This is a genomic window from Cohnella sp. WQ 127256, from assembly GCF_024519285.1.
GTDB lineage: Bacteria > Bacillota > Bacilli > Paenibacillales > Paenibacillaceae > Cohnella.
This window is the reverse complement of record NZ_JAMZCY010000010.1, coordinates 286,185-304,799: the sequence shown is the minus strand read 5'-3', so window position 1 is coordinate 304,799 and position 18,615 is coordinate 286,185. Positions and strand designations below refer to the sequence as shown.

Genomic DNA, 18,615 nt, shown 5'->3' with positions numbered 1-18,615 from the left:
CCTGCCGTTGCTCCGGTGATCGTCAGTGTCGACGTCGTTGCTCCGCTATACGGCGCTCCATTGGAAATATTCGCAAATCCAGCGCCTTGATCCACCTGCCATTGGTACCCCGTCGCATTCGACGCTGTCACGGAGAATGTCGTGTTCGCTCCAGCAGCAATAGTAGAGGCGCTCGGTTGGCTAGTGATCGACGGCGGCGGGTTCACCGTCAGCGCCGCGATGTTCGACGTCGCGGCAGGCGTTGCCAAGCCGGTGGCAACAACCCGGTACAAATAGCCGTTCATACCTGCCGTTGCTCCGGTGATCGTCAATGTCGCCGTCGTTGCTCCGCTATACGGCGCTCCATTGGCAATATTCGTAAAGCCAGCGCCTTGATCCACCTGCCATTGGTAGCCCATGGCATTGGACGCCGTCACGGAGAATGTCGTATTCGCTCCGGCGGCAATAGTAGAGGCGCTCGGTTGGCTAGTGATCGACGGCGGCGGGTTCACCGTCAGCGCCGCGATGTTCGACGTCGTGGAAAGCGTTGCCATGCCGGTTGCCACGCCGATGACAACAACCCGGTACAAATAGCCGTTCATCCCTGCCGTTGCTCCGGTGATCGTCAATGTCGACGAAGTTGCTCCGCTATACGGCGCTCCATTGACAATATTCGTAAATCCAGCGCCTTGATCCACCTGCCATTGGTACCCCGTCGCATTGGACGCCGTCACGGAGAAAGTGGTGTTCGCCCCGGCGGCAATAGTAGAGTTGCTCGGGTGGCTAGTGATCGACGGCGGCGAGTTCACCGTCAGCGCCGCGCTGTTCGACACCGCGTTAGGCGTTGCCGCTCCGGTGGCAACAACCCGGTACAAATAGCCGTTCATCCCTGCCGTTGCTCCGGTGATCGTCAGTGTCGACGTCGTTGCTCCGCTATACGGCGCTCCATTAGAAATACTCGTAAAGCCAGCGCCTTGATCCACCTGCCATTGGTAGCCCGTCGCATTGGACGCCGTCACCGAGAATGTCGTATTTGCTCCGGCGGCAATAGTAGAGGCGCTCGGGTGGCTCGTGATCGACGGCGGCGAGTTCACCGTCAGCGATACGCTGTTCGACGTCGCGTTAGGCGTTGCCAATCCGGTGGCAACAACCCGGTACAAATAGCCGTTCATCCCTGCCGTTGCTCCGGTGATCGTCAATGTCGCCGTCGTTGCTCCGCTGTAAGGCGCTCCATTGGCAATATTCGTAAATCCAGCGCCTGTATTCACCTGCCATTGGTAACCCGTCGCATTGGACGCCGTCACGGAGAATGTCGTGTTCGCTCCAGCAGCAATAGTAGAGGCGCTCGGGTGGCTCGTGATCGACGGCGGCGGGTTCACCGTCAGCGCCGCGCTGTTCGACGTCGCGGCAGGCGCTGCCAAGCCGGTGGCAACAACCCGGTACAAATAGCCGTTCATCCCTGCCGTTGCTCCGGTGATCGTCAGTGTCGACGTCGTTGCTCCGCTATACGGCGCTCCATTGGAAATATTCGCAAATCCAGCGCCTTGATCCACCTGCCATTGGTACCCCGTCGCATTCGACGCTGTCACGGAGAATGTCGTGTTCGCTCCAGCAGCAATAGTAGAGGCGCTCGGGTGGCTCGTGATCGACGGCGCGGTGATGTCCGGATTGGTCAAGGTTACGTCCGCGGATGCCGCGGATACGTTGCCTGCCGCATCGACCGCATAGACCGCATACGTCCCGGCCGTTAATCCCGTGGTCGGAATCGCTGCGGCGCTTGCTGCCGTTGCCGCTACGCTTTTTCCTCTGCTGCCGGAAACTTCCGCATCTAGGCTCGCTTGATTCGTAATCGTTGCCGATTTCAAGACCAAATACAGCGTGCCGTTTTCATTGCTTGTCGCTGCCAACGTGTTTGGCGTTACGACGCTCGTTCCTACGTCGGACAACGTCGGCGCGGTTGTATCGATAAGAGCATTAATATTCGCAACAGTGATATTTTCGAAGTTTAAGTCCGTTTGCGCAGAGGTTGCATACTGCGCTGTAATTGTAATTGAAGCTACGTTATCAATATTGTAAGGAACGCCGCCATTTAAAATAGTACTTATTTGTGTAATTGAAGTAGTGAGGGCATAATCTCCAGGCAACGTTTTTGCTGCCCCAATCTGCGTACCCGTAATATCTTTCAAAACAACAGTAAATGCAGAAAGAGTACGCGTAGAATTATAAGAACTAATTCCTAAGTCTTTAAAAGTGAAGGTTTTATTTACTGCGCCTCCTTCTGCTCTCAATACTGTCGTTGCAGCGCCTCCAAGAGTCGAATTCGTACTATAGAGTTGCGGTGATGCAACCGCTACTGCGTTGCTAACCCCCCACTTATTGCCCAAAGTTCTAAATCCCGGTCCATTACTGTCCGTAGCCCCTAAAGATCCAGCGAAATCATAGGTACCATCCCCTGTGCCGCTACCGCCGGGTAAGGCGTATACATTGCCTGGGTTTACACTAAAAACGATTACAAATAAAAATAGAAAAAAAGCGATAGATTTGTTAATTTCTTTCCGCATATTATTGCCCTCCATTAATAATCGAATAATAATCAGGCGCAACTTTAAAAATGGCGATTTTGAACATGTAAAACTTGAAAGAATAACGGTTTCACTTTACCAAAATGTACCGCGGTTGCCCCAGTCAGATTCGTACCGGTCAACGTGACGCTCGTGCCTCCGGACGTAGGACCCGACGTCGGCGAAATACTCGTAATCGTCGGCGGCGGGTTCACCGTCAGCGTCGCGCTGTTCGACGTCGCGGCAGGCGTTGCCAAGCCGCTGGCAACAACACGGTACACATAACCGTTCATACCTGCCGTTGCTCCGGTGATCGTCAGTGTCGACGTCGTTGCTCCGCTGTAAGGCGCTACATTGGCAACATTCGTAAATCCAGCGCCTTGATCCACCTGCCATTGGTACCCCGTCGCATTGGACGCCGTCACGGAGAATGTCGTGTTCGCTCCGGCGGCAATAGTAGAGTTGCTCGGTTGGCTAGTGATCGACGGCGGCGGGTTCACCGTCAGTGCCGCGCTGTTCGACACCGCGGCAGGCGTTGCCAAGCCGGTGGCAACAACCCGGTACACATAGCCGTTCACGCCTGCCGTTGCTCCAGTGATCGTCAGCGTTGCCGTTGTTGCTCCGCTGTATGGCGCTGTATTGGAAATATTCGTAAATCCTGCACCTGTATCCACCTGCCATTGGTACCCCGTCGCATTGGACGCCGTCACGGAGAAAGTCGTGTTCGCTCCGGCGGAAATAGTAGAGGCGCTCGGTTGGCTGGTGATCGACGGCGGCGGGTTCACCGTCAGCGACACGTTGTTCGACGTCGCGGCAGGCGTTGCCAATCCGGTGGCAACAACCCGGTATATATAGTCGTTCATCCCTGCCGTTGCTCCGGTGATCGTCAGCGTCGCCGTAGTTGCTCCGCTATACGGCGCTCCATTCGAAATGTTCGTAAATCCAGCGCCTTGATCCACCTGCCATTGGTACCCCGTCGCATTGGACGCCGTCACGGAGAAAGTCGTGTTCGCTCCGGCGGAAATAGTAGAGTTGCTCGGTTGGCCGGTGATCGACGGCGCGGTCGCGATCACAGGGCTCCCGATTTGGATATCATTAAGGGCGATCCACATATTTCCTGGAATCTGGGGCGTAATACGCACCTCATCTACGTTTTGAAATCTGGATGCCGTCAACCCGTTGCTTTGAGTAAACGTATTCTCAAACCCTTTAGCGTGGTATCCAAATTTACAAAGCCGGTGGAATTGCCATCATTGTATTCGGTTACCGTAATCGGTCCGCCCCTAGAATCGGCAACGAAAAAGGATTGAAAATCAAAATTGACCGCTGAATCGCTGCTTTTTATTGTAATTAGACTAGATGATGCGCTGTTGCTATAACTTGCAGCAATACCATACTTGCTATAAGGCCGCTCCTAGCTCCAACTGTATCCATCGACACTTATGATTTGCAGCGTCATGCCCGGAATCGCGGATGAGCCCCCTTGACCCGCAGTAACGGTGATTCCGCTGAAAACGGCTCCTGACGTAAACGTTACCGTGCCAAGAGTCGCTGCCTTCGCAGGAATTGCCGGAAAATAAGACAACATCATTGAGAATACCAAGATCGCGGATATCGTTTTCCGTCCGATCAACCTCTTAATTAGATACATATAAGCCCTCCGCTTTCAATTCTTCTGCATCATTGGAATGGTCTATTAATCTGTTTCACTCACACTCAAACGACAATATGTAACATTATTCGACATAAAATGGCAATACCTTCGTACGTGTAGGAATAAAAATCCTGTAACAGTACGTATTTATCCTTGCCGGCAACCCACTGGTGTTATAATCCGCTGCCGCTTGACTTGCCCGTTGCTCGAATACGCAAAGCTTGCCCGCAACGCGTACAATATCGGCTACTCGGCGGAGAATACGTGCCACACCCCGTACATAGCAAATCTGCGTGACTCGATGAGCCTTCAACTCGCGTATCTTCAGGGTTCAGAGCACGTAACGTACCGAATTCAAGCTTTCGTCCACGTCGAATAAGCACCAGTAATAAACCAATTCCAATAGCCCTAGCCCCAACAGCTCTCATTGCAAGTAGTCTGAAACTTCCCGATGCGTATGAATAATTCCACAACGTATGCAGGCCTAAGGAGATAGCGAATAAACCGAGAAACATCCCTACTCTTGTCCATTGATTACGTTGCTGATTATGTAATGCCGTATGCTTCGCTAAACCCATCCATAATCCAACCGCAGCAATCGCTGTCCACGTACCATGTCCAAATGGAGAAAGCAACGTACGTACCCACAAGACTACGAGCATCTCTAACGAAGAATCCGTTTGTAAATTTGTCCAGCCATACAATATGCTCTCGATCGCCGCAAACCCCATACCTGCCGCAGCGCCAAACACAATAGCATCCATCAAAAATCGAACCTGATACCTACGCAAAAGAATGAAAAAAACGAGCAGCTTACAGCATTCCTCCACAATCGCTACGATAATCCGACAAATCCACAACCTAACCACAGTAAGTATGTAAAAATGAGGATAAAATAAGCTACTTGCTGCCATTACCCTTCGCATTATACATCTAATTTTATTACATATAGCTATTTGATTCTGTAACGATGGTTACAAAATGAGTCTTTTAAACGTAATAATAATTTCGGATATTTTCTTTACGCCCGTTGAGAACGACTTTTGCGATAGATTTCTATGCAAAAACACTGACGAATGCTCGTCAGTGTCTCTCTCTGTTATCGCGATATTCTTGAGGAGTCATGTTCGTAAACGTCTTAAACAGCTTAATGAAATGCGGCACTGCCTGATAACCTAAAATATGGGCGATCTCATAAATTTTTTTGTCGCTGCTGCGCAGTAAGTATGAGGCCAATTCCATCCGGTATCGCATAATATATTCGCTCAAATTGTTTCCCGTTTCTGCCCGGTAAGCTCTTGACAGGTAGGCGGGATGAAGACCGATGTGCTCCGCAAGCCTCTGCAATGATAAATTATTAAGATTATCATTCATGTTCCGCTCAATGAATTTATGAACCTTGTCGGCTAATCCCGTCTGCTTCTCGAAAGAATCTTCCGATTGCGCTCTTAGACATCGGAGCATAAGGAACGCCCACTTCTCTAGCTGATTAAGCGAGGGAGCGGCCGGCATGAGACCGAAGGAGGACGGGCCGAACTCGCTGAGCAGCTTTCCTTTCTTGTGCGCCATATACTGATAGGCGTTGGCAATGGCAAAATACGCTTCATTGGCATGCTCGGGAGGATAGTTCACGCTTTTCAATTCGGCGAAAATTTCGCTTAACTTCCCCTCTGCATGTACCCAGTTCCCCGTATCAAGCAAATGAATCAGGAGGGGAGGTCGATACAGCGATGTTAGCGTTCCGATTCGAGCCTGATCGAGATTGCCCGCGATCCGCAGAAATACGCCTTGCCGCTTCTCTTCTACTTGCCGAATTCCATCAATTACCGATCGATACAGTCCGGGAACACCTTCGGGAAACGGCTTCCAGTTATCCGCCAGGACAACGGAAATGCTGCCGCTCAAGAGGGATTCCGCCTTTTTCTTAAGCGCAGCCGCCTGGACGTCCATCGTATGCTGAAGGGTCTGTACGTTCGAGTTGGTTCCCTCTTTGGCCGAAACGATAAAGACGAGATATTCGTTATGATCTCGGCAGAAACACAAATGGAAGGCGTCACGAAACAATTCTTCCGCCATATTCGTAACTGCGTATTCAATAAGCTCTTTATCCAACCTTTCATACTCTTGAAGCTTACCCTCCAGCCTTACAATGAACAAACCTACATTCTGCTGCAGGGAGAAAGGTAAGTTTAATAGGAAAAACTTCCGTTCTAACTCCGCGATAGGGATACCATTGCCGTAGAGCAGACGATTCAGCAGTTCTCCCCGTAGCGCGGGCAAATTTTCCCGAAAAGCGTATACGTCGCGTTGTTGCTGCTCGTGCAGCTTCGTCTCACAAACGATTTCTTCGGCTAATTTGCCTAGCGTCTCTCGCATTTGGTCTGGGTTAACTGGCTTCATCAAGTAACCCGATGTATTATACGGGACTACGCTTTGCGCATATTCGAAGTCGGCATACCCTGAAATCACGATGATTTTGACTTTACGCCCCAATTCACGGATCTCCCGAATCAACTCGATCCCACTCATCTCTGGCATCCGTATATCCGTAATGACAATATGGATGTTTTGTTCCCGATAGAGCTTTAAAGCCTCTTCACCGGAAAATGCTTTATGAATACGCCCGATACCAAGCTCGTCTTTCGGAATCGTTGCGGCGATACTATCAACCTGAGAGGGGATATCGTCTACGATCAGAACTTCAAACATTGGAATCTCCTCCATCCTTAATCCTCAACCCCACGCGAAGTCCACCTATAGATGAGTGTTCGATCAGAAGCCCAGAGGATTGTCCGAAGTAATGCCTGAGTCGCTGATGAACATTCCGCAGCCCTAGGCTGCGATCCGCGCTGGACTGCTGCTGCAAGGAGTGCCTTAATGCTTCCAAATCCTCCTGTTGCATGCCGACGCCATTGTCTTCTACGATGAGTTCCCAGCCGTCCTCGGTTCGATTGCCTGTGATGACGATTTCGAATTTCCCTTTCTTACCTTCCATACCGTGAATGATCGCATTCTCGACAAGCGGCTGAAACAGCAGCCGTGGCATTAGAATAGACATCAGGTCATCATCGATCTGTTCATGAACTTGCAGACGCTCAGACTGCATCCGATGAATTTCCAAGTAATTGCGAATCAATTCCATTTCTTCGGCCAAAGAAGTCAATTGTTGCTCCGTCCTAGTCGTATAGCGGTAATACTGGCTCAAATGTTGCGTGAAGGAGACGATCGCATTCGTCCGTTCAAGCTGCGCCATGCTTTGGATGTAAGCGAAATTATTATATAGAAAGTGTGGATTGATCTGTGCTTGCAAATGCTTGAGCGAGGACTCTTTGGCGTGAAGCTGCTCCGCGTACACCTTGTCGATTAACGTCTGAATATCCTCGGACATCAGGTTAAACTGCTCGATCAAATAATGAAACTCATTGTTCGACCCTCTCTTGATCCGATGACCGTACACGCCCCGCCTCAGCGATTTTACCGCGCGGATGAGATCGTTGACGGGTTGTTGTACATTGCGGTACAGCAACGCCGCGGAGGCAACACCCATAACTAACAAAAGCAAGCTTGCGGCATAGAACATCCGTTTACTATGAACGATGGGCTCAAGGACTTGTTTCATCGGTTGAAAATCGACCATATACCATCCCAACGAGGTTGAAGTTACGTAATTGACAAGATACGGTTCATTATGAAAAGTCAACTTAACAGACCCTTCGGTCGGGTTTTTCGCTTTGATTTTATCGAATTGCTCTGCCATGGCATGGATCAGCTCGGGATTTGATTCCTGCGGCATGATCGATTCAAAACCCGGATGGTAAAGAAAAGTTTGTCCGACACTACCTTGCATAAAGCTTTCAAGCATTTTCACAAGATTTTCCGACGAGAAAGTGACTTCGACATACAGATTCGGATCTCCCTGTTTGGACAACAATTCGAAGGGTGTAATTAAATGCCGCACGAACGCTTTCTCCGATCCCCTATCCATATCGATCACTCGATAGTCCCAACGCTGCTCACTCGAGTTATTGAAGTAATCCGCGTCGTATTTTTGCTTTAAATTCGTTGATACGACTACACCCGAAAGCGGTGAATATACGGTAAAATCGTTATCCCATTCGAAGGAGGTAGACTGCATATCCAGCTTCTGCAGCAGAAGCCTCTTCGATGCCAACAAGGTATAGGCCGTTTCGGGAGAAGGCCTAAGCTGCAATTGCACCGCATCTGGATCGGTCGCGACGACGAAGGCGGCTCTCCATAACCGGTTCGCCTCGACGTCCATCTGCTCCACGAAAAATCGGATCCGATTCAGGTTGACCTGAAGCAGCTCCTGTTCGACAACTTCGGTACTGGTCTTATTGGAAGAATCGTATATGACGATAATCGGGATGAGCATCAAGACGATCACGATCATCACTTTCGTGAAAATATTCATTTTGCCGACCGTTCCGCGTATGACTTTGAACATGGAGTTCACCCGATTCGACCCTATTTTGCGATTCCGATAGTTTAAAATCCGCTACCCTATTCCTCTAAGACTTCACCGAGCCAAGTACGATTCCTTTAACGAAATACTTTTGCAAGAAAGGATATACGATCAAAATCGGCAGCGCCCCAATAAAAATTTGCGCTGCTTTAACGGTACGATTGGAAAAATTCTCTACACTTGCCAATGTTACACCGACTCTGGACAAATTGTCACTCACAATCATCGAGTGTAAGTAAGTGGCAAGAGGATACCCATCTGGGTTGGACATATAGATCACGCCGTCAAACCATGAATTCCAATGAAACACCATCGTAAACAAAGACAACGTCGCAATGGATGGCATCGATACGGGCAAATAAACACTCCACAGCACCCTCAGATGACCTGCTCCATCGATATAAGCAGCCTCCTCCAATTCCTGAGGAATCGTCCGGAAGAAATTGAGCATTAGAATCATATTCCATACGCTGACGGCCGAAGGCAATACCAACGACCATATCGTATCGATCAAGTGCAGCTTACTTACCAATATATAAGAAGGGATCAGCCCTCCCGAGAACAGCATCGTAAAGACGAAAATCCAAATGTAAATTTGACGCCCCGGGAATTTGTGGACGGATTTCGATAAACTATAAGCGGCCATCGTTACGACGGCCATCGATAGCACCGTTCCTATCACGGTCCGCTCTACGCCGACCCACAAGGATTGGATGAACATTTCATTACCCAACGTCTTCACATAGGCGTCCGTCGTAAACCCAATCGGCCAGAAATTGACGATATTCGCCGTTGCCGCAGCCCGAGAGCTGAAAGATAAGGAAAGTACATGAAGTAGAGGAAGAACGCAAATCAGCGACAGCAAGCTAAGAAAGATCGTGTTCGAGACTGTAAATACGGTATATCCTCTAGAGCGATAGCGCATGGTCGTCCTCCTTAGAAAATCCGGTAATTGGCTAACTTGAAAGCCATTCTATAGCTAATGACGATCAAGATGAAGCCGATCGCCGATTTGAAGAGTCCGATCGCCGTTCCGAAGCTGAACTGTCCGTTGTTCAATCCTTCTCGATAGACGAACGTATCAATGATATCCCCGTGCGAATATACGAGTGGATTGTATAGATTCAGAATTTGATCGAATCCAGCATCCAAAATCCGACCGAGCGACAACGTGGCAACGACGATGACGATCGGTAGCATAAGAGGAACGGAGATCGATTTGATTTGTTGCCAACGGGAAGCCCCGTCGATTTCGGCCGCTTCGTACAAAGCCGGATTAATGCCCACCAGCGTGGCCAGGAAAATAATCGCGGAAAAACCGAATTCTTTCCATACGTCGCTGAGAACGACCGTAAATCGGAACCACTCGCCGTCACCTAAGAAAAAGATGCTCTGGATGCCGAATGAATTCAGGACGCGATTGACGATTCCACCCTCCGTCGACAGAATATCGATCAGAATTCCTCCTAGGATGACCCAAGACAAAAAATGCGGCAAATAGACAAGCGTCTGTACGACTCTCTTAAAAGCCATCTTACGGACCTCGTTGAGCAGCAGAGCGAAAAAGATCGGGATGATTAAATTCACGATTAACTTGCAAGCGGAAATGATTAACGTATTCCATATGATCTGCTTGCCATCCGGATACGTGAACAGGTACCGGAAATGCTCTAAGCCTACCCAAGGCGAGCCTTTGATCCCAAGCCAGGGCTCGAAGTCTTGGAAAGCAATTACGGCCCCGAACAAAGGAACATATTGAAACACGATGACCAATGCTATGGCTGGCAACAATAGCAGATGAAACGGCCAAGTTTTACGCCAATACAAAGCCATTACGCAACTCCCTATCCTCAGAATAATAGAGGAGGAGCGAGCCAAGTCTGCCCTCTCCTCCGTCTTCAATTATTTCTTTCTTCAGTTACATCCAGCCATTATTACTGGTTTTTCGCATACCATTCGTTAACTTCATCCGTAATCTTCTGGCCACCGTTATCCAGCCATTGTTTGACGAATTCGTCGAAGTACTCGATCGGTTTTTCTCCGTAAATGATTTTGAGATAGCTTTCCGTAGCGAGTTTCTTCAGCAGCTCGCCTTTGGATTTCATCGTTGGCGTCATCGGACCGGTAAAATAGTTTTTGCCTTCGTTGACGACTTGGTTAACTCGAACGCCAGCGGCGTCAAGTTGTCTTTGCTTCAATTGCTTGACGTCGAATTCCAAAGCCGTTAAGGGCTCGGCGTTCGGATCAGCCAAAAACTTCTTGACCGCTGCAGCGTTGGAGTTCGGAATGCTCGTAAAGTTGCCGAGAATATTCGTCATCATGTATCTAATGTCAATGGTGCCGCCGTCTTTCAGTGGCCATTGTTCTGCTGGGACACCCGCTGCCTCGTAGTTGTTTTTGATGACTTTGCCATCAAGCTTCACGTAATCGTACCCTTCGTGGTAACCGTCTTTCCAACGCGGATCGAAGTAAGGATCGCCTTCCATCTCCAATTTTTTCGCGAATATTTTGTTGAAGTACGCGAACCAGGCTTCGATATTTTCGAAGTCTTTGTTGAATACCGTGAAGCCCTGGGTCAGCGGTTTCTCCGCGCGTCCTACTAGTCCGTTCGGACCGACTGGAAGCGGATAAGGCTGGAAATCGGCTTTCGGATCGTTCTTGGTCGCATCTCCGAGTGGCCAATCGCCCATCCAGAAAGGTCCGAACATGATGCCGGCCTTACCGCTGGCTACTAATTCAGAGGACTTGGACGGATCCTTGATTCCCGCTTCTTTATCCATATAGCCTTTGCTCATCCAGTCCTTCATCTTCTGTAAGTACAGTTTGGCGTCCGGATGGATCGCACCGTAGCTCAGCTTGTTGTCTGCACCTTTGTTCCAGAACAAGCGCACGTCGTAAGTATTGATCATTTGATCGGTGAGGGCGGCGACGATCGCGTCCGTCTGACCCATCCAAGTCCAAGGCCCTTCTTTAAGCGGTACGGCTAGACCGGTCGTGTCGTTCTTACCGTTCTTATCGGGATCGTTCTCCGTGAATTGTTTGATAACGTTTTCGAAATCGTCCAAAGTTTTGGGAGGTTGAATACCAAGAGAGTCAAGCCAGTCTTTACGAATCCACATCACGGTGCCTTCGTCACCCATGAAGAAGGCTGGCAAGCCGTAAATCTTTCCGTCTTTCTTGACTTCGCCCAGCGCGTAACTATACTTCTCCAACAGCTTCTTATACTCGGGATGCGCGTATTTCTCGATGGCATCGTCCAGAGGCATCAGTTTGCCGGCCGCGAGCAAGCTTTGCAGCGGATCGTTCCCCGCCGCGAATGCATCAGGCAACTTAGCGCCGCTGGAAAGCAGCAAGCGAAGCTTCGTATCGTAATCTTCCGGTTTCGTTACGATAAAATCGAATTTGACGTTGATTCCCATATTTTCTTTCATCCAGCGGATATTCGCGTTGTCTTCCATGGACTCGCCAGGTTTGAACGCATTACCCCTTGCAGCGCCATCGTCTAAGATCGCAGTCGTAATGGTAACCGGAGGGTCGAACTTCTGACTCCTCGGATCCGTCGGCTCTTCCGCTTTGCCGGATTCCGTCGCGGACGGACTTACCGATGCGGATGGACTTTTCGCTGAGCTTGCTGATTCCGCTTTGTTATTGCTCGAACAAGCGGCTAAAATAGGCAATAAACCAATCACAATTGAAAGCGTTAACAATCTTAAATAACGACTCATGTTCTACCCCTTTTCATCGTATTAATATTACATTTTTAATTATGTTGTCATTGAAGGGTTGTGTATATATTCGGTTATTAACTTAATATCGATAATCGTACATTTGTTTTCTACTATACATAAAAATTCCACTCGCAAATAAAAAACCCTTCCAGTCAAGGAAGGGTCTGAACCGATATATCCCTATTGCCATTAGGGACAAGAAAAATCCCTATTGCTTCTGGAGAAGCAGCAGCAACCGTTCAAAGGCATTCAATTCCGTCTTCAGGCCTTCAGTAGAATTAATGACAATAAAATCAATGTATTCTCTAGTACGAGGCTCGTTCAAGTCCTTATTGCCTTCTTTATGAAGAGCCTCAATCCATTCGATTTTTTTCTTTATTTCGAGAATGGTTTCGTTGACCATATAGGAAAGTCGACTACGATCTACGAGGTCAATGAATAACAACGAGGAATACAACAATTGAATGGATTTAGCATGTTTAAAGGTTTCATATATATTTTCCTCAAGTGCCTTTCGACCTTCTTCCGTTATCCCATACGTCGTTTTACTCGGTCGGCTATCTCCCTGAACATCCTGCACTTTTTGAATGAGTCCTTTTTTGTGAAGGAAATCAAAATTATAATACAGGTTTCCGTCCGTAACTTGAATAACATCCTTCGTATATTTATTAATCATTTTTTTGACACTATAAGGATGATGATCCTCTTTACTCAATAAACCTAAAATTAATATTTGAAGTGACATTGCGAGCCTCCTAAAGGGTGATATAAAGGGAAGGACGATAACATTATCGTATCACGAACTCCATGCTATCGACCAATTAATTTCCCCCTACCTAGGCCGCTAGTTCAACCTCCTGTTTGCCATTATTCGATTTAGTGGATTGAAATCCGTTAATGACCATGGAAATCAGTATGGTTCCTGCGCCAATGATAGCCATCATGCCCATGCTTTCTGCTGCATTGCCACCACCAAACAGGTGACTGTAATCCGATTGGACGCTGTAATACATTACAGAGATGGAGCTGATGAATTTATATAAAGCAGGCATCATATCCTGTGGCATGACCGAACCACTGCAGACAGTCTGGATCAGCATGAGAGGCATATTAATAAAGGCACCGGCTTGACCTAGCAGCATCGCGAAGAGGCCGGTCACACCCATTGCAACGAACATCTCCAAGGCATGCGATAACCACATACTAACAAACACATCGGTTTCATAGCCTTGAAATAAGAAATAAATACTTACTCCTACAATCGGAACAATGAGGGAAACAAGAGCGTTCCCAACCTGCATCGCCCAGAAGGATCTCCATTTTCCAAACTTTGTTTTCATTTGTTTGAGTTGAGCTGCCGCAATCATCGTGAATATCATAGCCCCTACATAGCTGGCCAACGTCAGGAACATTGGAGCCATCATGTTATGCATTCCCGTTGGTGGCGTATTGGAGTTAATGATGTTTGATTTCACCTTATTAGCAACGTTCTCAGCCTGCTGTCCCGCTTGTTCCTCTGGCAAATTCAACCCTTGTAGGATGCCTTTCATAGTTTCCATTCCGAGCTGATTCTTGATCCCGTCTGAAAATTGCGTTGCAACAGTTTGCATTGTCGTGCTAGTCATCTGTGGATTAGATTGATTAATGTAGAAATCAAGCTGAACTTGTTCGTTCTGTTGCATTAGCTTCTGCGTAAAGTCCGCTGGAATATGCACAATCATATGGATCTTACGTTCGTCGAGCTCCTTCTTAGCCTGCCCAAACGGCAGGTCGCTTACCGTCTTAAATGGGAGCTGACCCTCAAGCTTCTCAACCATCTCCATTCCGTACTGAGGATCCTCATTGATAATGGCGACTGTAAGCTCTGAGACATTATTTAGAGCAGGTTTAAACCCTGCCATGAAGATGCTAATAAATACAACTTGGATAAAAATAGTCATAGCTATGCCGCCAATGATTGATTTGCTCTTAAGATACTCAAAAACTGTTCTCATTCAATCTCCGTCTCCTTCATATCTATTTCTCTTCATTTACGTTTCCAGCCTACGCTGCTGATTTCTCTTCTATCTTCGCTTTTTTCGAATCAGTAACAGCCTTAAGCTTATGAATGACCATGTTGATAAGTAAAGCTACCGCGCCAATTACACCCATCATACTTATGCTTTCTGCAATATTGCCCCCACCAAACAGCAAGCTATAATCCGTTTCAACACTGTAATGCATGACAGAAAAGCTGCTGAAGAACTTAAAGAATCCTGACATCATTTCTTGAGGCATGATCGCTCCGGTTCCAATCACTTGAATCAATAGATAAGGCATATTTATTAGCATCCCCGCTTGCCCTAACAGCATAGTGATGACGCTCGTCACTTGTATCGCCACGAACATTTCCAAGGCATGAGATAACCACATACTGAAGAACACATCGAACCCGTATCCTCCTTGAATAGAGAAATAGATGCCAAGTCCAACTAGTGGTCCAATTAGGGATAGCCCCACCATAAGACCTTGCAAGGTAAAGAAGGCTTTCCATTTCCCATGCTTACTCTTCAGTTTATTTAGAGTGCCTACCGCCATCATCGAGAAGATCATAGCTCCAACATAGGACACGATTGTAAGGAACATCGGTGCCATTGCGTTATGCATACCCGCGGGAGGGACATTAGATTGAATAATATTCGTCTTCACTTTGTTAACTGCGCCTTCAGCAAGTGAGATTGCTTGCTCTTCTGGTACTTGCATTCCTTGCAAAATGCCTTGCATATTTTCCACTTTCAGCTGTTGACTGATCTGGCTGGTAATCTGGTTAGCAACAGTCTGCATCGTGCCACTTACAGACTGAGCAGTCGCGTTATTAATGTAAAAATTTAATTGGACCTGTTCCTCTAGCTTCGATAAATGACTGGTAAAGTCTGCTGGAATATGCACAACCATAGATAGATCATGCTGATCAAGCTCTTCCTTAGCCTGATCAAGCGTTAGCTCGCTTTTCACCTTAAACGGTAATTGTTCCTTAATCTTTTCTGCAAATTCAGCCCCATACTCCGTATCCTCACTTACAATTGCGACAGAAAGCTCAGTTACATTCCTCGGAATAGCGCTATAACCAGCCATATAAATCGTAATCATAATGATTTGATAAAAAATGAGCATGGTTATTCCGCCAACAAATAATTTGTCCTTCAAATAATCTAAAACAATTTTCATACGGCTCTTACTCCTCCAATTCCTTCTTTTTACTTTGCCTGTATTACTCTGTACAAAGTAATTTATATTTCCCCATAATATTAAATTTATTTACAGATGTCAAACCAATAAGGCTTCAGACACTCCCCCCACAAGCAACATACCGGACTCTATATGACTTGAGTGTTGCTCACTGTTCTGCTAGGCTAGTGTTGACAATAATATGGAGGTACTCTGAAGATGAATCCACAGTTTTTACGAGATTTCCCGTTCTTCGAGCATCTTGATGATGAGCATATCGCTGAAATTTCTAAGTTATGTAGCACGCGTATTTATAAAAAAGGGGAGTCCATTTTCTTTGAAGGCGATGAAGGGGATGAGCTCTATCTGGTTATATCCGGAGTGATTCAAATCTTTCAAAATAACAACTCTAGGGATGTGATTTTTTCTATCTTTAGAGAGGGTGATTTCTTCGGAGAGATGGCTTTGTTGCAAAATGAAAGAGTACGCTCCGCTTCTGCTAGAACGATCGAGAGATCCACCTTATGCATTTTGAAAAAACGCGACTTCATTCCCTTAATAACAAGCAAGCCTGAAATCATGATTGGCATTTTGGAAACAGCATTGGATCGTCTACGTGATGCCAATAGATTAATAACGGAATTGACCATTCTCGATGTGCGAACGCGCATTGCTCACATGTTGATACGACTAACTGAACAATACGGCGTTCCCTCTGCTGAAGGAATTTTAATCGATGTGAAACTAACCCATCAACAGATGGCAGATATGACGGGAACTGCGCGCGAGACAGTGACCAAATCATTGCTTGAGCTACAGCAAGAGCAATTCATACGAATTGATCAGAAGAAAATACTCGTGTGCAACATTGATACACTTAGAAATATACTCGGCGACGTTTGAGCATGATGTCGGTAAGCTTACAAAGAGCCCTCGGAATCTATGTCGATTCCGAGGGCTCTTATTTAAGTGTCAATGATCACTTTTAATTAATAAATATAGAAAGTATGGAGCACCTATTAAGGCAACGATAACTCCTGCTGGTATTTCAGTATTGGCGACTACCATCTTACCAAGAGCATCGGCGATAACAACTAATCCGCCTCCTATTAATAAGCATGCGGGAATCATTATTTTATGACCACGAAATAGTCGTCTAACTAAATGTGGAACGACTAATCCAACAAAGCCAATACTTCCACTAACCGCAACCGCTGGTGCTGCCAATAATACACTGCAAACTAAAAACCAAACGCGATATTTATTTACAGACACACCTACACTGATTACGATTGGATCGTTAAGCTTTAGCACATCTAATACGAGATGATTACGATAGATTAAAGGTACTATAAAAATTAACCAAGGTAGCATAGCATACACATGGTTCCAATTACTATTACCTATATTCCCTGCCAGCCATACCTTTATCATTTGATATTGCGAAGGATCCAGGACGTAGGTTAGCACAATCATCAATGCACTAATCGCGGCCGCAATAGCAACACCCGTATAAATTAATCGTATGGGAACAATGCCCTGAATGCGATCATATGAAAGTAAAAATAATAGGAATACAACGATAAATCCGCCCATTAGAGCATAGAACGGTTGAACATAGGTATGTAAGCCGGTGGAACTGTTTTGTAAGAGCAAAAATAGCATCATGGATAATCCTGCTCCAGCATTTATCCCCAATATTCCGGGGTCCGCTAATGCATTTCGACTTAGAGCTTGTAGTAGCATGCCTGCTAGAGCTAACGCTCCACCCACTAGAAAAGCCAGTATCATACGAGGAATACGGAACTGAAAAAGGACAAGCTCCTGCCTCGGGGTTCCCTTTCCCATTAAAGTTTGCCATAACTCTTCTAAGCTTAAGCTACTTTGACCCGTAGATAGACTATACATAAAGCCTAGAAGTAAAATTATTGCGATGACTGTAAACTTCCATCTTAGCTGCATTATCGTTCCCGCCCTTCTTTACGTGCCAAAAACAGAAAGAATGGAATCCCGATAACAGCAATGACTGCTCCCACAGGAATTTCATAGGGGGCATTCACGATTCGTGCCACTAAATCAGCTAGCACAACAATGATAGCTCCCAATATTGCGGATAATGGAATAATATGGCGATAATCTATACCCACTAAGTAACGTACCAAGTGAGGAGCAAGTAACCCAATAAAGCTAACAGATCCAGCTAAAGCACATGAAACCCCAGCTAACACGAATGCTGCTATAAGGGACAGATTCTTGATCAGCTTAATATGAACGCCAAGACCTTCCGCTGTTTCATCCCCAACAGATAGGAGTGTAATGGACTTCGAAATGACGATAGCAAGGATTAGAGCAAGGATCATCCACGGTAGCATTTGCTGTAAATGGGCCATGCTAATGCCACTTAAGCCTCCTCCATACCAAAAGGCCACCTGCTGTGAAATGGAGAAAAAAATACTTATCCCTTCGCTTAAGGCAGTTAGCATTGCAGATATTGCAGCCCCGGCCAATACAAGTCGAATAGGCGTCAAACCTCGTTTGCTTAATAAGCCAACACTAAACACTAAACCTGCTCCTAATGCCGCACCGATAATACATAGCCAAAGAGATCCCGTAAATGTAAGTGTCGGAAAGAAAACCATCGCAATGACGAGCATGACACCGGCCCCAGCATTTAATCCAAGAATACCTGAATCAGCTAAAGGATTGCGGCTTATCCCTTGAATAATAGCTCCACTTACTGCAAATCCAGCTCCGGTAGCCATAGCAGCAAGTACGCGAGGCAAGCGAATGGTCTGGATCACCTGATGAGTCGCAGCCGAACCATCAAAGGCAAAGATCGACAAGAATACATCTGCAAATGGAATTTTTTTTGCGCCTAGCGCCATAGCAAGAACTAAGGCTCCTATTAATAGTAGGAGCATTAGGATAAGCAATAATATAAATGATAACTTTTTTGCTCCTGTTAAAGATGTTTTCTGAGCATTCGAGACCATTGCTTCCAGC

15 protein-coding genes are annotated in these 18,615 nt (G+C 46.8%); 1 reads left to right on the top strand and 14 read right to left on the bottom strand.

All coding sequences use genetic code 11. The annotated features are described in order from the left end of the window. The 12 genes from M1K58_RS26175 to M1K58_RS26120 all read right to left on the bottom strand — a co-directional run. Positions 1–2,540: beta strand repeat-containing protein (locus M1K58_RS26175; protein WP_256761833.1), on the bottom strand; the 2,540-nt coding region annotated here is incomplete at its 3' end. 44 nt (positions 2,541–2,584) lie between these two features. After that, on the bottom strand, positions 2,585–3,535 hold the full coding sequence (locus tag M1K58_RS29765; RefSeq protein WP_256761832.1) for an IPT/TIG domain-containing protein: 951 nt from the start codon (positions 3,533–3,535) through the stop codon (positions 2,585–2,587). 419 nt (positions 3,536–3,954) lie between these two features. Then, positions 3,955–4,191 (bottom strand): hypothetical protein, encoded by a 237-nt coding sequence (locus tag M1K58_RS26165; protein ID WP_256761831.1) that lies wholly within the window; start codon positions 4,189–4,191, stop codon positions 3,955–3,957. 176 nt (positions 4,192–4,367) lie between these two features. Then, complete coding sequence (locus M1K58_RS26160; RefSeq protein ID WP_256761830.1) at positions 4,368–5,108, bottom strand: PrsW family glutamic-type intramembrane protease; 741 nt, start codon at positions 5,106–5,108, stop codon at positions 4,368–4,370. Between the two features lie 169 nt (positions 5,109–5,277). Then, on the bottom strand, positions 5,278–6,903 hold the full coding sequence (locus M1K58_RS26155) for a response regulator transcription factor (protein ID WP_256761829.1): 1,626 nt from the start codon (positions 6,901–6,903) through the stop codon (positions 5,278–5,280). Then, positions 6,896–8,659 (bottom strand): sensor histidine kinase, encoded by a 1,764-nt coding sequence (locus M1K58_RS26150; RefSeq protein WP_256761828.1) that lies wholly within the window; start codon positions 8,657–8,659, stop codon positions 6,896–6,898. Before M1K58_RS26150 ends, M1K58_RS26155 begins: the two co-directional genes overlap by 8 nt. A gap of 64 nt (positions 8,660–8,723) precedes the next feature. Next, positions 8,724–9,602 (bottom strand): carbohydrate ABC transporter permease, encoded by an 879-nt coding sequence (locus tag M1K58_RS26145; RefSeq protein ID WP_256761827.1) that lies wholly within the window; start codon positions 9,600–9,602, stop codon positions 8,724–8,726. 11 nt (positions 9,603–9,613) lie between these two features. Beyond that, positions 9,614–10,510: an ABC transporter permease gene (locus M1K58_RS26140; RefSeq protein ID WP_256761826.1), complete on the bottom strand. Its 897-nt coding sequence runs from the start codon at positions 10,508–10,510 to the stop codon at positions 9,614–9,616. A 101-nt stretch (positions 10,511–10,611) separates the two neighbouring features. Further along, positions 10,612–12,402 (bottom strand): extracellular solute-binding protein, encoded by a 1,791-nt coding sequence (locus M1K58_RS26135; protein WP_256761825.1) that lies wholly within the window; start codon positions 12,400–12,402, stop codon positions 10,612–10,614. A gap of 211 nt (positions 12,403–12,613) precedes the next feature. Beyond that, positions 12,614–13,150, bottom strand: coding sequence for a PadR family transcriptional regulator (locus tag M1K58_RS26130; protein WP_256761824.1), 537 nt, complete (start codon positions 13,148–13,150; stop codon positions 12,614–12,616). Between the two features lie 91 nt (positions 13,151–13,241). Further along, positions 13,242–14,399 (bottom strand): YhgE/Pip domain-containing protein, encoded by a 1,158-nt coding sequence (locus tag M1K58_RS26125; RefSeq protein WP_256761823.1) that lies wholly within the window; start codon positions 14,397–14,399, stop codon positions 13,242–13,244. A gap of 49 nt (positions 14,400–14,448) precedes the next feature. Continuing rightward, entirely contained in the window at positions 14,449–15,612 is a 1,164-nt protein-coding gene (locus tag M1K58_RS26120) for a YhgE/Pip domain-containing protein (RefSeq protein WP_256761822.1), read from the bottom strand. Positions 15,613–15,831: 219 nt separating this feature from the next. Here M1K58_RS26120 and M1K58_RS26115 point away from each other — a divergent pair, with 219 nt between their 5' ends. Continuing rightward, positions 15,832–16,515 carry a Crp/Fnr family transcriptional regulator gene (locus M1K58_RS26115; RefSeq protein WP_256761821.1) on the top strand — a complete coding sequence of 228 codons (684 nt, stop codon included), beginning with the start codon at positions 15,832–15,834 and terminating at the stop codon, positions 16,513–16,515. A 69-nt stretch (positions 16,516–16,584) separates the two neighbouring features. Here M1K58_RS26115 and M1K58_RS26110 read toward each other — a convergent pair whose 3' ends face one another. After that, positions 16,585–17,574, bottom strand: a complete 990-nt coding sequence (locus M1K58_RS26110) for a FecCD family ABC transporter permease (protein WP_256761820.1) — start codon at positions 17,572–17,574, stop codon at positions 16,585–16,587. Beyond that, positions 17,574–18,605: a FecCD family ABC transporter permease gene (locus tag M1K58_RS26105; protein WP_256761819.1), complete on the bottom strand. Its 1,032-nt coding sequence runs from the start codon at positions 18,603–18,605 to the stop codon at positions 17,574–17,576. The genes M1K58_RS26110 and M1K58_RS26105 overlap by 1 nt, the downstream gene beginning before the upstream one ends. Positions 18,606–18,615 lie beyond the last annotated feature (10 nt).

Excerpts from the sequence above, each read along its gene's own strand:
- M1K58_RS26150 (WP_256761828.1), bottom strand. The coding sequence starts at position 8,659 with ATGTTCAAAGTCATACGCGGAACGGTCGGCAAAATGAATATTTTCACG.
- M1K58_RS26165 (WP_256761831.1), bottom strand. The coding sequence starts at position 4,191 with ATGTATCTAATTAAGAGGTTGATCGGACGGAAAACGATATCCGCGATC.
- M1K58_RS26145 (WP_256761827.1), bottom strand. The coding sequence starts at position 9,602 with ATGCGCTATCGCTCTAGAGGATATACCGTATTTACAGTCTCGAACACG.
- M1K58_RS26135 (WP_256761825.1), bottom strand. The coding sequence starts at position 12,402 with ATGAGTCGTTATTTAAGATTGTTAACGCTTTCAATTGTGATTGGTTTA.
- M1K58_RS26155 (WP_256761829.1), bottom strand. The coding sequence starts at position 6,903 with ATGTTTGAAGTTCTGATCGTAGACGATATCCCCTCTCAGGTTGATAGT.
- M1K58_RS26115 (WP_256761821.1), top strand. The coding sequence starts at position 15,832 with ATGAATCCACAGTTTTTACGAGATTTCCCGTTCTTCGAGCATCTTGAT.
- M1K58_RS26160 (WP_256761830.1), bottom strand. The coding sequence starts at position 5,108 with ATGGCAGCAAGTAGCTTATTTTATCCTCATTTTTACATACTTACTGTG.
- M1K58_RS26125 (WP_256761823.1), bottom strand. The coding sequence starts at position 14,399 with ATGAGAACAGTTTTTGAGTATCTTAAGAGCAAATCAATCATTGGCGGC.
- M1K58_RS26140 (WP_256761826.1), bottom strand. The coding sequence starts at position 10,510 with ATGGCTTTGTATTGGCGTAAAACTTGGCCGTTTCATCTGCTATTGTTG.
- M1K58_RS26110 (WP_256761820.1), bottom strand. The coding sequence starts at position 17,574 with ATGCAGCTAAGATGGAAGTTTACAGTCATCGCAATAATTTTACTTCTA.
- M1K58_RS26105 (WP_256761819.1), bottom strand. The coding sequence starts at position 18,605 with ATGGTCTCGAATGCTCAGAAAACATCTTTAACAGGAGCAAAAAAGTTA.
- M1K58_RS26130 (WP_256761824.1), bottom strand. The coding sequence starts at position 13,150 with ATGTCACTTCAAATATTAATTTTAGGTTTATTGAGTAAAGAGGATCAT.
- M1K58_RS26120 (WP_256761822.1), bottom strand. The coding sequence starts at position 15,612 with ATGAAAATTGTTTTAGATTATTTGAAGGACAAATTATTTGTTGGCGGA.